General features: G+C 43.0%; 13 protein-coding genes and 1 other RNA gene. 6 read left to right on the forward strand and 8 right to left on the reverse strand.

The window, feature by feature from the left end; all coding sequences use genetic code 11:
* Positions 1 to 126: 126 nt before the first annotated feature.
* From RDS42_RS06745 to ssrA, 4 genes are all read left to right on the forward strand, one after another.
* Positions 127 to 1,041 carry an ATP-binding cassette domain-containing protein gene (locus tag RDS42_RS06745; protein ID WP_308782961.1) on the forward strand — a complete coding sequence of 305 codons (915 nt, stop codon included), beginning with the start codon at positions 127 to 129 and terminating at the stop codon, positions 1,039 to 1,041.
* Positions 1,038 to 1,799, forward strand: a complete 762-nt coding sequence (locus RDS42_RS06750; protein ID WP_308782962.1) for an ABC transporter permease — start codon at positions 1,038 to 1,040, stop codon at positions 1,797 to 1,799. The genes RDS42_RS06745 and RDS42_RS06750 overlap by 4 nt, the downstream gene beginning before the upstream one ends.
* Positions 1,800 to 1,802: 3 nt before the next feature.
* Positions 1,803 to 2,534, forward strand: coding sequence for an ABC transporter permease (locus tag RDS42_RS06755; RefSeq protein WP_308782963.1), 732 nt, complete (start codon positions 1,803 to 1,805; stop codon positions 2,532 to 2,534).
* 104 nt (positions 2,535 to 2,638) lie between these two features.
* Positions 2,639 to 2,987, forward strand: a transfer-messenger RNA (tmRNA) gene (gene ssrA / locus RDS42_RS06760).
* A 60-nt stretch (positions 2,988 to 3,047) separates the two neighbouring features.
* Here ssrA and RDS42_RS06765 read toward each other — a convergent pair.
* Both RDS42_RS06765 and RDS42_RS06770 read right to left on the reverse strand, forming a co-directional pair.
* Positions 3,048 to 3,740 carry an LrgB family protein gene (locus RDS42_RS06765; RefSeq protein ID WP_308782964.1) on the reverse strand — a complete coding sequence of 231 codons (693 nt, stop codon included), beginning with the start codon at positions 3,738 to 3,740 and terminating at the stop codon, positions 3,048 to 3,050.
* Positions 3,721 to 4,125: a CidA/LrgA family protein gene (locus RDS42_RS06770; RefSeq protein WP_308782965.1), complete on the reverse strand. Its 405-nt coding sequence runs from the start codon at positions 4,123 to 4,125 to the stop codon at positions 3,721 to 3,723. Before RDS42_RS06770 ends, RDS42_RS06765 begins: the two co-directional genes overlap by 20 nt.
* Positions 4,126 to 4,430: 305 nt before the next feature.
* On the opposite strand from RDS42_RS06770, the gene RDS42_RS06775 reads away from it, so the two are divergent.
* Positions 4,431 to 5,744 (forward strand): Na+/H+ antiporter NhaC family protein, encoded by a 1,314-nt coding sequence (locus RDS42_RS06775; RefSeq protein WP_308782966.1) that lies wholly within the window; start codon positions 4,431 to 4,433, stop codon positions 5,742 to 5,744.
* 65 nt (positions 5,745 to 5,809) lie between these two features.
* Here RDS42_RS06775 and RDS42_RS06780 read toward each other — a convergent pair whose 3' ends face one another.
* The 5 genes from RDS42_RS06780 to RDS42_RS06800 form a co-directional block, all read right to left on the reverse strand.
* A complete protein-coding gene (locus RDS42_RS06780; protein WP_308782967.1) occupies positions 5,810 to 6,817 on the reverse strand; it encodes an aldo/keto reductase in 1,008 nt (335 codons plus the stop codon).
* A 122-nt stretch (positions 6,818 to 6,939) separates the two neighbouring features.
* The gene (gene efp / locus RDS42_RS06785) at positions 6,940 to 7,497 is read right to left on the reverse strand and encodes an elongation factor P (RefSeq protein ID WP_177276640.1); all 558 of its coding nucleotides are present in this window, start codon (positions 7,495 to 7,497) and stop codon (positions 6,940 to 6,942) included.
* 62 nt (positions 7,498 to 7,559) lie between these two features.
* Positions 7,560 to 8,084 carry a shikimate kinase gene (locus tag RDS42_RS06790; protein WP_177276641.1) on the reverse strand — a complete coding sequence of 175 codons (525 nt, stop codon included), beginning with the start codon at positions 8,082 to 8,084 and terminating at the stop codon, positions 7,560 to 7,562.
* Positions 8,081 to 8,584, reverse strand: coding sequence for a YqeG family HAD IIIA-type phosphatase (locus RDS42_RS06795; RefSeq protein ID WP_308782968.1), 504 nt, complete (start codon positions 8,582 to 8,584; stop codon positions 8,081 to 8,083). The genes RDS42_RS06790 and RDS42_RS06795 overlap by 4 nt, the downstream gene beginning before the upstream one ends.
* A gap of 24 nt (positions 8,585 to 8,608) precedes the next feature.
* Positions 8,609 to 9,970, reverse strand: a complete 1,362-nt coding sequence (locus RDS42_RS06800; RefSeq protein WP_308782969.1) for a citrate/2-methylcitrate synthase — start codon at positions 9,968 to 9,970, stop codon at positions 8,609 to 8,611.
* Positions 9,971 to 10,314: 344 nt separating this feature from the next.
* Between RDS42_RS06800 and gdhA the strand changes: the two genes are divergently transcribed.
* Positions 10,315 to 11,649 carry an NADP-specific glutamate dehydrogenase gene (gdhA, locus tag RDS42_RS06805; RefSeq protein ID WP_308782970.1) on the forward strand — a complete coding sequence of 445 codons (1,335 nt, stop codon included), beginning with the start codon at positions 10,315 to 10,317 and terminating at the stop codon, positions 11,647 to 11,649.
* Between the two features lie 70 nt (positions 11,650 to 11,719).
* Here the strand turns inward: gdhA and sigG are convergent, their stop codons facing one another.
* Complete coding sequence (gene sigG, locus RDS42_RS06810; protein WP_308782971.1) at positions 11,720 to 12,499, reverse strand: RNA polymerase sporulation sigma factor SigG; 780 nt, start codon at positions 12,497 to 12,499, stop codon at positions 11,720 to 11,722.
* Positions 12,500 to 12,565 lie beyond the last annotated feature (66 nt).

Raw genomic sequence — 12,565 nt, forward strand, 5'->3', positions numbered from 1 at the left:
TTTTTTGTTTTATTCCAACTGGGCCTGAAAAAAGTTAAGGTAAAAATAAGGTACAGTTAAGCCTCTCCTAAGCCTGATCTTTTATACTTGTTTCAGATCAGAAAAGAATTTAAGGAGGTAACTGATATGGGACCTGTGATTGTTACAGATTCTCTCACAAAAAAATATAAGACAAAGGCTGTAGTAGACCAGATTGATCTCCGCATACCTGGCGGAAGCATTTACGGCTTTCTCGGACCTAACGGCGCCGGAAAGTCTACTACTCTGAAAATGCTTCTGGGGCTGGTAAAGCCAACGGAAGGGCATATTCAGATCTTTGGAAAAGAGATAAATTCCAAAAACCGTTTAACAATACTCTCTGAAACAGGGTCACTGATCGAAGCGCCTGCATATTACGGTCATTTAAGCGGAAAAGAAAACCTTCAGATCGTCTGCACCTTAAAAAATGTGCCGGAAAAAGAAATCCAGCGCGTGCTCCACATTGTCCGCATGGAAGAGCAGCAGAACAAAAAGGTAAGTCAGTATTCTCTTGGAATGAAGCAGCGCCTTGGACTTGCAGCTGCTCTTCTTGGAAATCCAAAAATCCTTCTGCTGGATGAACCCACAAACGGACTGGATCCTGCCGGGATACAGGAAATGCGGGAACTGATCTGTTCTCTTCCTGCTTCTTTTGGAATCACAGTTCTGATTTCCAGCCATCTTCTTTCTGAAATGGATCAGATGGCAACTCATGTAGGAATCATCAATCAGGGACAGCTGATCTTTCAGGACAGCTTAAACGTCCTTCATGAACACAGCCGTGGAAGGCTTTACCTGCACACATCTGATGATCAGGCAGCTCTCCTGCTGCTGAAAAATTCCGGTATTTCTGCACAGTGGAGGGATGGGCGTCTCAGCCTGAAGCTTATGGATGACAGCAGGATCATGCGCGCAGTGGCTCTTCTGGTAAACTCCGGAATCGGGATTCTTCGTCTGGAAGAACAGCAGATGAGTCTGGAAGATATCTTTCTTCAGCTTACAGGAAAGCAGGTGAGTTTATGACAGAATACTTATTGTCACAGATACGTGCAGAACACCAAAAAGTAAAGCATACAAAAGCGCTTCTTGTTCCTCTTGGCTTTCTGGGTTTTTATTTTCTGTGGACCATGTGGCAGATCAGTTCTATGAAGCCAGACGAATTCCTGACCGGGTATCCCATGCTGTTTTATCAGCTGCCTGTCATGAATGCGATTCTCCTTCCATTGATGATCTCTGTGACCGCCAGCAGGATCTGTGATATGGAAGTCAAAGGAGACACGCTGAAGCTCCTATATACCGTACAAAAACCAGGCAGTTTTTTTGACTGTAAATATCTGAACGGCTTCCGGTATCTGGTATTTTTCACCTTTGGGCAGGGACTGCTGATCCTTTTTTTCGGCAGTATCAAAAAATTTGGCGGCTTCCGGGCAGGCGATTTTTTTCTTTATCTCCTCACCGTCCTTACAGTCAGTGCAGTGATCCTGATAATCCAGCAGACATTGTCTCTTCTTTCAGAAAATCAGCTTTTCCCTCTGGGAATCGGAATCGCCGGAAGTTTTCTTGGTCTTTTTTCCATGTTTTTCCCTGCACCTGTGGCAAGATTCGTGCTCTGGGGGTACTATGCAGTTTTTTCTACTGTGGGGATGGACTGGAACAAGGACACAAGGATCATCCATTATTACGAAATTTCTTTTCCAGTCCGTAAATTTATCCTGTTTCTGGCTTTCGGAATTTTTATTTTCCTGCTGTGCCGGACTGTTTTTACAAAAAAGGAGGTATAGATCATGCTGACCCGATGTATTCGTGCAGAAAAACTGAAGCTGCGTCACTCTCTGATTTTTCCTGCCTGTATTCTGATCCCGATTATTCCCGCTGTTATGGGAACCTTTAATTATATGCAGAACCTGGGAATCCTGAAATCCCAGTGGTACTCTCTTTGGACGCAGCATACACTGTTTTATGCCAGCTTCTTCTTTGCGCCGCTGATCGGTCTGTACTGTTCTTATATCTGGAGACTGGAACACCGGCATAATAACTGGAATAAAATCATGACAGCCCCGGTTCCTGTCTCGGATCTGTTCTTTGGAAAGCTGGTATGGATTCTGCTTATTACCCTTATGACTCAGCTGTGGACCGGAATCCTTTATCTGATCAGCGGCAAGCTTGCCGGTCTTCCGGGAGTCTGCCCTCCGGAAATCATAATCTGGATTTTAAGAGGAACTCTGGGCGCCGTACCTATCTGCTGTCTCCAGTTATTTCTCTCTATGAAAATTCGGAGCTTTTCCATACCGGTGGGAATCGGACTGATCGGAAGCGTCCTGGGCGTATTATTTAATAATGAAGGTATCGGTATTTTCTGGCCGTACAGTCTCATGCTTCTGGGTATGAATTCCAATGGTACCAAAGACACTGTTTTAAAGAATTTCCTTCCGTTTTTTATATCTGTAGCTGCTTTTTCTGTATTCTTCTGTCTGGCTGCCATATGGAATCTGAAACATAAGGATATAAAAGCTTAAAATAAAAGCATCTCCCCTCTTGACAGATACTGATATTTCTTCTAATATATAAGGACAGTAAAGCTTACGTTCGTCTGTATACCAGTCATTATCTTATTATATAAGGGCTTGTACTGGTTTCGACGGGGGCTTTGAAGTTGGGGAAGCCATCCGCAGACTCCTGGACTGCGTACCAACCGGGAAACTAAATATAAACGCAAACGAACAGTACGCGTTAGCAGCCTAATTGCTGCTCGTCAGCCCTGATGCACTCACACATCAGGAATCTGGCGTCGACTATGTGAGAAACCTTGCCGGGTAAGCTTTGCCCCGGCAGATGTATCATGAAGCTACTGAAGTGGTAAGCCTGTCGGTGGGCGTGCCGCCAAGGGAATGTTAAATCAGCGACTGTGATGGGAGATGCCGCAAGGGATAGGCTTTCGGACAGGGGTTCGATTCCCCTCAGGTCCATTAAGAAAACCCGGTAGGTACAGGATGTTCCTGTATTTACCGGGTTTTTATTATAATCTGACGCTACATGAAGTTCGCAAAAACTGAAGCGCCTGCCACAGTACACAGACCACATACTACAATGGCCAGACTGCTCATGGCACCTTCTACCTCACCCATTTCCATTGCTTTGGCTGTTCCTATTGCATGGGCAGCTGTTCCAATGGCCAGTCCTCTGGACACAGCGTGACGGATACGAAAGAGCTTACACACCGCTTCTGCTATAATATTTCCCAGAACTCCGGTGATGATGATCGTCGCCACAGAAATGGTCACATACCCTCCCAGTTCTTCAGAAACTCCCATACCGATGGCTGTTGTGATAGATTTCGGAAGAAGAGTTACATATTCCCTGTGGCTGAGTCCAAAAGCCATAGCCATGGCCAAAATACTGCCCAGACTTGCCAGCACACCGGACAAAATTCCAGCCAGAATGGCAACTATATTTTTTTTGAGAATATCCAACTGTATATACAGAGGAATAGCAAGACACACCGTAGCAGGAGTCAGAAGATAGCTTAAATACTGTGCGCTTGCATTATAACTTTCATAGTCCACGCGGAAAAGAACCAGTATACCGATCACCAGAAGAATTGAGATCAGAAGAGGATTCAGAATCGGCAGTTTCCACTTTTTTCGAGCAGCCAGGCCGATCTCATAGGCCAAAAGGCTGATCACAACCCCCAGCGTAGCTGAATTAAGCACTATATTTTCCATTTTCCTTCTCTCCCTTCTTATTTTCTTTCGCTTCTTTTTTCTCTTTCCGATCCATCATAAAATCTGTCACCTTTCCGGTCACAAACATTACGATAAGTGTTGTTGCTGCTGTAATCACCAGAAGCGGAACCAGAAATCCCTGCAGTTCTCCCCAGGATGCCATCAGCCCTACTCCTGCCGGAATAAACATTAAAGGCATAATTTCTATAAGAAATTCACCTACATCCTTTACCTGCTCCACCTTGATCACTTTTGCAAGAAGCAGAACAAACATCAAAAGAAGACCATGGATACTCCCCGGAATCTGCAGCGGAAGAAAATATTTTAACAATTCCCCCGCACAGGTAACCCCTAAAATGATTCCAAATTGCCTCATATACTTCATTTTTTTCCTCCAGATATCATTTAATGCTTTTATAAACGCAAAATAGTTTTAATACTGTGCTGTACAATAACGTTTCTCATTATATCACGGAATAAATTTTTTATACAAGAGAAAAACTGACTGATATCCTGCAATTTCTTTATATAAAAACCGTAATTATGCCTAATTGGTCTGACCAGTCATTATCTCACAAAAAAATCTGATTTCCCATGAATATTGTTTTGAATTCCTTTCATTTTTTTATGGTTTCCTGACCGTTTCCATGGTACAATAGGTATATTGTTACTTTATGGAGGAAATTGAATATGAAAAAAGGAAACTGGAAGGCACTCCTTCCAATCGCAGTGTTTCTGGTCATGTATCTGGGACTGGGGATTCTCTTTGAATATGTATTGAAGATCCCTATGGGATTTTACAACATCCCTATCGTAGTTTCATTCCTGACCGCTCTTCTGGTTGCATGTATCCAGAACCCCAAGCTGAGCTTTGACGAAAAACTTGCAGTTATGGCTCAGGGTGTCGGCGATAAAAACATCGTTACCATGATCCTGATCTTTATGGTTGCAGGTATCTTTGTAGGTGTCGTTGGACGAGAAAGTGCAGAAAGTGTTGCCTACTTCCTGCTGTCTATTATCCCGGCCCGCTTTGCAGTGATCGTGCTTTTTGTGGTAAGCTGTTTTGTATCTCTTGCCATGGGTACTTCCGTGGGCACCATCACACTGATCACCCCCATTGCTCTTGCAGTATCCACCGGCTCCGGCTTTTCTGCACCGCTATGTATCGGTGCTGTTATGGGTGGCGCCATGTTTGGAGATAATCTTTCCTTTATCTCTGATACAACAATTGCGGCATGTAACGGACAGGGCTGTGCAATGAAGGATAAATTCCGTGCAAACTTCAAAATTGCCCTTCCGGCTGCTCTGGTTACCCTGGTGATTATTTTTATCCGCACATCCGGCGGTGCAGACAGCGCTGCTATCATCAAGGATTACAACCTGATCCGTATCGTCCCGTATATTCTTGTTCTGGTGGGAGGGATCATTGGAATCAATGTATTTGTAGTTCTCCTGATCGGAATCCTTTCCGGTTCTGTGATCGTGCTTGCTACAGGTGCTACTCCTGCGACCGAGCTTCTTGCAAATATGGGAACCGGCGCTGCAGGTATGTATGAGACAACCATGGTAGCAATCCTTGTTTCTGCAATCTGTGCTCTGATCCAGAAATATGACGGATTTACTGCTCTTCTGAACTTCATCCGCCGTATCTTTAAAACTCAAAAAGGCGGCAAGCTTGGAATGGGACTTCTGGTAGGCGCAATGGATATTGCCACTGCAAATAATACGGTTGCTATTGTTATGGCCAATCCGATTGCAAAAGAAATGGCTGAAGAATATGACGTGACTCCTCAGACAACAGCTTCTATCCTGGACACCTTTTCCTGTGTATTCCAGGGAGTCATCCCTTATGGTGCCCAGATGCTGATCGCTATTTCCACAGCTGCCGAGCTTGGATTCGAGTTTTCCGCATTTGACATCATGCCGAATCTGTACTATCCATACATACTTCTGATCAGTGCTCTGTTCTATATGTTCCTTGCACCAAAGAAGAAAACAAAATAAAATACAGGCTGACGGCAGATCCGCAAAAAGGACTGCCTGTCAGCCTGCTTTTTATTTACAATTATTTATTCCCCCATATCCTCTGCACATTTTTTCAGTTTTTCACGGATAGGAAGATGATAGGGACATCTCTTTTCACACTCTCCGCAGCCAACGCATGCTGATGCTTTTACTGCCAGCGTACTATATCTGTCTTTTGCCCAGTCAGCAAGATTATATCTCTGAAGATATCCTGCAAACAGAAATACGCTTGGGATATTGATGCCTACCGTACATGGCGCACAGTAATTACAACGGCGGCAAAAATCTGTTCCCAGCTGCTTCTTTACATCTTCTATTTTCTTCAGTTCTTCCCCTGTAAGAGATTTCTCATCCTCACATGCCTGAATATTTTCATCAAGTTCTCCCGCTTCTGCCATCCCCGGGATCACGACTGTAACATTTTTATTTGCACAGATATAACGCAGTGCGAGAGAGGCATCTTCAATAGCTCCTCCTGCAAGAGGTTTCATAGCTATAAAACCAACATTTTTTTCTGTGCATTTACGTATCAGATCTTCTCCCTGGTTTTCTACAATATTATACGGGAACATGATTGTTTCCACCCATTCCAATTCCAGAGCTCTCTCAAACACCTGAACAGAATGGCATGTCAGCCCTATATGCCCAATCTTTCCAGCTTCTCTTGCTTCCATCAAAGCTTCCAGCGCCCCATCTTTTCCAGTCACCTGATCCAGCTGCTCCATGCTTGGATTATGAACCTGATAAAGTTCAATGTGATCCGTACGAAGATTACGAAGACTGGTTTCGATATCTGCTGCCATAGCTTCTTTTGTTCTTGCCATGGATTTAGTAGCCACTACAAATTTATCTCTGATTCCCTCCATAGCATATCCCAGATATTCTTCACTGACTGTATATCCTCTTGCGGTATCAATATAATTGATTCCTTTATCTGCCATTTCATGCAGAAGCTTTCTGGTTCCCTCTGCATCAATTCTCTGGATCGGAATTCCGCCAAACCCCATTCTTGAAATGGTAAGCCCTGTTTTACCTAATTTTCTGTATTCCATAAAATCTCTCCTTCTGTTTTATACGTTTTATGCTGTTGGAAAGCCAGCACAGCATATGGTACTTTCTTACCGCATAAAGAATACCGCCGGCAGATACCGGCGGTATAAATTGCTGAACTAAATCAAACTCTGGACAGATATTCACCTGTTCTTGTATCGATTTTTAATTTGTCTCCCTGATTTACAAACAGAGGAACCTGAACCTGTGCTCCGGTTTCAACGATTGCCGGTTTGGTAGCGCCCTGAGCAGTATTTCCTGCAAATCCCGGTTCTGTTTCAGTAACCTCCAGCTCTACGAAGAGAGGCGGCTCGATTGCAAATACGTTTCCGTTATGGGAACAGATTTTAACAATCTCGTTTTCCTTAACAAATTTCAGAGAATCTCCAACCTGGTCTGCGGTAAGAGCGATCTGATCGTAGGTTTCTACGTTCATGAAGTTGTAAAGCTCTCCGTCATTATACAGATAGCTCATATCCACACGCTCAATACGTGCCTGCGGGAACTTCTCTGTAGGACGGAAAGATTTTTCCAGTACAGCTCCTGTAATTACGTTTTTATATTTTGTTCTGACAAATGCAGCGCCCTTTCCAGGTTTTACATGCTGAAATTCAACAATCTGACATACATTTCCCTCAATTTCAAGTGTGATACCGTTTTTGAAATCACCTGCTGAAATCATAGTTAAATCCTCCTTCTAGTAATCTTCACTACTCAACATTCTATAATACCATAACAGTTTTTTCAACTGTTTTTTTCATAAGCTGCCAATTTTTCCTCAATTTCCTTTACAAGCTCTTCAAAAGGCTTCTCTCCGGTAATCACCTGGATATCTGCAAACTTCTGATATACCGGATCTCTCTGCTTTAGAAGTTTTTTTATTTTTTCATCTCTGTCATCTCCGTCCAGCAGAGGATCTTTTCTGGAACCTTCCAGCCTCTTTTTCAGCGTTTCCAGAGATCCCTTCAAATATACAACTGTTCCCAGTTCCTTCAGATATTTCTGGTTCTGTTCCTGAAGGGGCAGACCCGATCCCAGAGAAAGAACTTTCTTTTCTTTATCATTGATCAGTTCTTTCAGAGCCATTGTCTCCAAAGCGCGGAAAAAAGGTTCTCCGAATTTTTCAAATATCTCTCTGACAGACAAATTCATTTTTTTAACAATCAGTTTTTCAAGATCTACAAAAGGCAGTCCCAAATCTCTGGAAAGCTGTTTGCCTACTCTCGTCTTACCTGAACCCATAAACCCGATGATCACCACATGGTTCATAAAGTTCCCTCCTCTTTCCTGTAAAAATAAAGTACGATTCTCTCCAGATATCGTTTCAAAACGATCTGAATCTCTTCTTTCGGATGGATCGGCTTTACAAGAATATTGCGGATGCCGGTTCTTTTGGCACCGTATATATCTGTAAACAGCTGATCACCGATAAAAACTGTGTTGGAACAGTCCGTCCCCAGCAGTTCCATGGCTTTTTTATAATTCCCCACTGCCGGTTTATGCGCATTTTCTATAAAGTGCTCCCCAATCTTTTCATTAAAGGAAGCAACTCTCTGGATCTGGTTATTTGATAAAAAGCAGCTTTTGAATCCGATTTTTCGAAGACGCTCAAAAAGTTCTATTGCCCGTTCATCCGCCGGCGCCCCGTGGGGCACCAGCGTATTGTCAATATCGAACAGAAGACCTCTGTATCCTTCCTCGTATAGCTTCTCATAGTCCACTGCATAAGCAGATTCCAGATATTCATCCGGGAAAAAACATCGAAACATTTTTCTCTCCTGCAATTATTATTTTCAGCGCTGATCAAGGGGAATATACTCTGCCGGTGCCAGCACATTCTTGTAGGCCGGACGAATGATCTTGTCTGTATTGATCAGCTCTTCCATACGATGAGCACTCCATCCTACAATACGTGCAACTGCAAACATCGGAGTATAAAGTTCCAGAGGAAGATCCAGCATACTGTACACAAATCCACTGTAAAAGTCCACATTAGCGCTGACACCCTTGTAGATTTTTCTCTCCTCTGCAATAACTTCTGGAGCCATTTTTTCTACCATAGAATACAGATTGTAATCTTTCATGCGGCCCTTTTCCTTTGCAAGACTTTCAACAAAGCCTTTAAGAACCTCTGCTCTCGGATCTGATACTGAATAAATCGCATGTCCCATACCATAGATCAGACCTCTTCTGTCGAAGGCTTCTTTGTGAAGAAGACGTTTCAGATAATTGCGTACCTCATCTTCGTCTTCCCAGTCATGGACTTCCTTTTTCATATCGTCAAACATCCGGATAACTTTAATATTCGCACCGCCATGCTTCGGTCCTTTCAAGGAACCAAGAGCTGCCGCAATGGCTGAATATGTATCTGTTCCGGAAGAAGACACCACATGGGTGGTGAAAGTAGAGTTGTTTCCACCGCCATGCTCCATATGAAGGATCAAAGCAAGATCCAGTATCTTTGCCTCCAGATCTGTATATTTTTTATCTGGTCTCAGGATCCGCAGAATATTTTCTGCTGTAGAAAGCTCTTTTTTCGGATTATGGATATAAAGGCTTTTTCCTCTGATATAATGGTTGTATGCCTGATATCCGTATACAGATAAAAGCGGAAATACACTGATAAGATTTAAACATTGACGCAGAACATTCGGAAGGGAAATATCATCCGGATTGTTGTCGTAAGAATAAAGAGTCAGTACGCTTCTGGAAAGTGCGTTCATAATATCTCTTCCCGGTGCTTTCATTACAACATCACGCACAAAATTTCGCGGAAGAGTACGCTGATTGGCAAGAAGCTGTTTAAAATCTTCCAGCTGTTTTTTATCCGGCAGTTTACCGAACAGAAGAAGATATGTAGTTTCTTCAAAACCGAAACGGTCGTCCCTTACAAAGCCAGCTGTCAGATCTTTAATATTATATCCTCTGTAGTACAGACTTCCTGCACAGGGAACTTCTTTTCCATCCACTACCTTCACTGCCTGGACGTTTGACACCTGAGTCAGACCTGCCAGCACACCTTTACCATTAATATCACGAAGACCTCGCTTCACGTCATACTTCCCATAAAGCGACAGATCTATACTGGTATGATCCTTACACAATTCCGTCAGTTTCTCAATTTCCGGTGTTACTTTCATGTTAAATCCTGTCATACATAATATCTCCTTTCAACTTGCACTTTTATCCGATCAAGGTCCCTCCTCATCCCTTTCTCTTAGCTGTCTTCACATATTTTCTGTTCCAACATTAGATATAGTATAGCATTTTTTTTAATTCTGGTCTACATAATTAAACGGTTTCTCTTCAATCCCGGTGAATTTACCGAAAAATTTCACAAGAAACTGCTGTTTTCGCCTTTAAATTTTTATTTTTTCGGCAGTAATTTTTTTTAATGGCCGTCTTGTATACTCTACCACTTTAGTGTATAATAGTTGCAGCACTGAGAAATCTCAGTCAATAGAAGAAATGGGAAAAAATGGATGAGGAGGAAATTATTATGTCCTACACACAAGAAGTATACGAAAGAGTCGTAGCACAAAATCCGGGCGAGCCGGAATTCCATCAGGCAGTAAAAGAAGTGCTTGATTCCCTGAAAGTAGTCATTGACAAAAATGAAGAAGAATACCGCAGACTTTCTATTCTGGAGCGCCTTGTTGAACCGGAAAGAATCATCTCCTTCCGTGTTCCGTGGGTAGATGACAACGGTAAAGTACAGGTAAACAAAGGATACCGCGTGCAGTTCAACAGTGCCATCGGACCGTACAAAGGCGGACTCCGCTTCCATCCGTCTGTTAACCAGAGCATCCTGAAATTTCTGGGCTTTGAGCAGATTTTTAAGAACTCTCTCACCGGTCTTCCTATTGGCGGCGGCAAAGGTGGTTCTAACTTTGACCCCAAGGGAAAATCTGACAGAGAAGTTATGGCATTCTGCCAGAGTTTTATGACTGAGCTTTGCAAATACATTGGAGCAGACACAGATGTACCTGCCGGAGATATCGGAGTTGGCGGAAGAGAGATCGGCTATCTGTTCGGACAGTACAAACGTATCCGCGATCTCTATGAAGGAGTTTTAACCGGAAAAGGTCTTACCTACGGAGGTTCTCTTGTACGTACACAGGCTACCGGTTATGGTGTTGTATATATTCTCAACGAACTTCTTAATTCACACAGCGATCAGCTTGCAGGCAAGACTGTGATCGTTACCGGTTCCGGAAATGTAGCGATCTACGCAGTAGAAAAAGCTACACAGCTTGGTGCAAAGGTTGTTGCAATGTGCGATTCCAACGGATATATCTACGATCCGGAAGGCATTAAACTTGATATTGTCAAAGATATCAAAGAAGTAAAACGAGGACGTATCAAAGAATATGCAGACCGTGTAGAGGGAGCTGTCTTTACAGAAGGCGTCGGCATCTGGAACATCAAATGCGATATTTATCTTCCATGCGCAACACAGAATGAACTTGGTCTTGACGCTGTAAAGACCCTGATTGCCAACGGCTGTAAATACATTGTTGAGGGAGCTAACATGCCCACCACTATGGAGGCAACTGAGTATGCAATGGAGAACGGCGTTCTCTTCCTTCCTGGAAAAGCTGCCAATGCCGGCGGTGTTGCTACCTCTGCTCTTGAAATGAGCCAGAACTCCATGAGACTTTCCTGGTCCGAAGAAGAAGTAGATCAGAAGCTTCAGGGTATTATGAAAGATATCTACAAAAAGATCGATGATGCCGCACAGCGCTATGATATGAAAGATAACTTTGTAGTAGGCGCAAATATTGCCGGTTTTGAAAAAGTAGTAGAAGCTATGAAGGCTCAGGGAATTGTTTGATCCTCCTGTTAAAAACATGCAGAACGACGCTGTGGAAGTTTATTTCTTTCACAGCGTCATCTTTTATATATCAGGAACCAAGAAAATTTTTCATACTTTTCAGGGCATTTTTCTCCAGACGGCTTACCTGAGCCTGAGAAATCCCCACTTCTTCTGCTACTTCCATCTGTGTCTTTCCTTCATAGAAACGCATTTCTATAATATTGCGCTCCCTGTCAGAAAGTCTCTGCATGGCTTCCCGAAGAGAAAGATTTTCAATCCATTTTTCCTCCCTGTTTTTTTTATCACTGATCTGATCCATCACATAAAGAGTATCCCCGCCTTCTGTATACACTGGTTCAAAAAGACTGACCGGATTCTGGATGGCATCCATAGCATAAACGATCATCTCCTTGTCAATTCCTGTTTCTTCTGCAATCTCTGCAATCGTAGGTTCCCTTTGATGTTCCTTTGTGTAGCTTTCTCTTGTATAGATTGCTTTATATGCAATATCCCGTAAAGACCGGCTGACCCGGATACTGTTGTTGTCCCGAAGATATCTTCGGATTTCTCCAATGATCATTGGCACCGCATAGGTAGAAAATTTCACCTGCAACGTAGTATCAAAGTTATCAATTGCCTTCATCAGGCCGATACAGCCAATCTGAAATAAATCGTCAGCATTTTCATTGCTGTTCTGAAAGCGTCTGATAATGCTTAATACAAGCCGTAAATTCCCTTTGATATAACGTTCCCGTGCCTCCTTGTCCCCTGCCTTGATCCTACGAAATAATTCCTCCTTTTCTTCTGGCTTCAACACCGGAAGATCTGAAGTATTAACCCCACAGATTTCAACCTTATTAAGCGCCATCGAAATATCCTCCTTCTCTCTTTTGCTTATTAAAAAGCTTTCTCAAAGAGAAGAAGAAATATACTT

It is taken from the genome of uncultured Blautia sp. (assembly GCF_902497045.1).
Taxonomy (GTDB): Bacteria; Bacillota; Clostridia; order Lachnospirales; family Lachnospiraceae; genus Blautia_A.

Excerpts from the sequence above, each read along its gene's own strand:
- RDS42_RS06790 (WP_177276641.1), bottom strand. The coding sequence starts at position 8,084 with ATGAACCATGTGGTGATCATCGGGTTTATGGGTTCAGGTAAGACGAGA.
- RDS42_RS06755 (WP_308782963.1), top strand. The coding sequence starts at position 1,803 with ATGCTGACCCGATGTATTCGTGCAGAAAAACTGAAGCTGCGTCACTCT.
- RDS42_RS06795 (WP_308782968.1), bottom strand. The coding sequence starts at position 8,584 with ATGTTTCGATGTTTTTTCCCGGATGAATATCTGGAATCTGCTTATGCA.
- RDS42_RS06780 (WP_308782967.1), bottom strand. The coding sequence starts at position 6,817 with ATGGAATACAGAAAATTAGGTAAAACAGGGCTTACCATTTCAAGAATG.
- RDS42_RS06750 (WP_308782962.1), top strand. The coding sequence starts at position 1,038 with ATGACAGAATACTTATTGTCACAGATACGTGCAGAACACCAAAAAGTA.
- gdhA (WP_308782970.1), top strand. The coding sequence starts at position 10,315 with ATGTCCTACACACAAGAAGTATACGAAAGAGTCGTAGCACAAAATCCG.
- RDS42_RS06770 (WP_308782965.1), bottom strand. The coding sequence starts at position 4,125 with ATGAAGTATATGAGGCAATTTGGAATCATTTTAGGGGTTACCTGTGCG.
- RDS42_RS06775 (WP_308782966.1), top strand. The coding sequence starts at position 4,431 with ATGAAAAAAGGAAACTGGAAGGCACTCCTTCCAATCGCAGTGTTTCTG.
- sigG (WP_308782971.1), bottom strand. The coding sequence starts at position 12,499 with ATGGCGCTTAATAAGGTTGAAATCTGTGGGGTTAATACTTCAGATCTT.
- RDS42_RS06745 (WP_308782961.1), top strand. The coding sequence starts at position 127 with ATGGGACCTGTGATTGTTACAGATTCTCTCACAAAAAAATATAAGACA.
- efp (WP_177276640.1), bottom strand. The coding sequence starts at position 7,497 with ATGATTTCAGCAGGTGATTTCAAAAACGGTATCACACTTGAAATTGAG.
- RDS42_RS06765 (WP_308782964.1), bottom strand. The coding sequence starts at position 3,740 with ATGGAAAATATAGTGCTTAATTCAGCTACGCTGGGGGTTGTGATCAGC.
- RDS42_RS06800 (WP_308782969.1), bottom strand. The coding sequence starts at position 9,970 with ATGACAGGATTTAACATGAAAGTAACACCGGAAATTGAGAAACTGACG.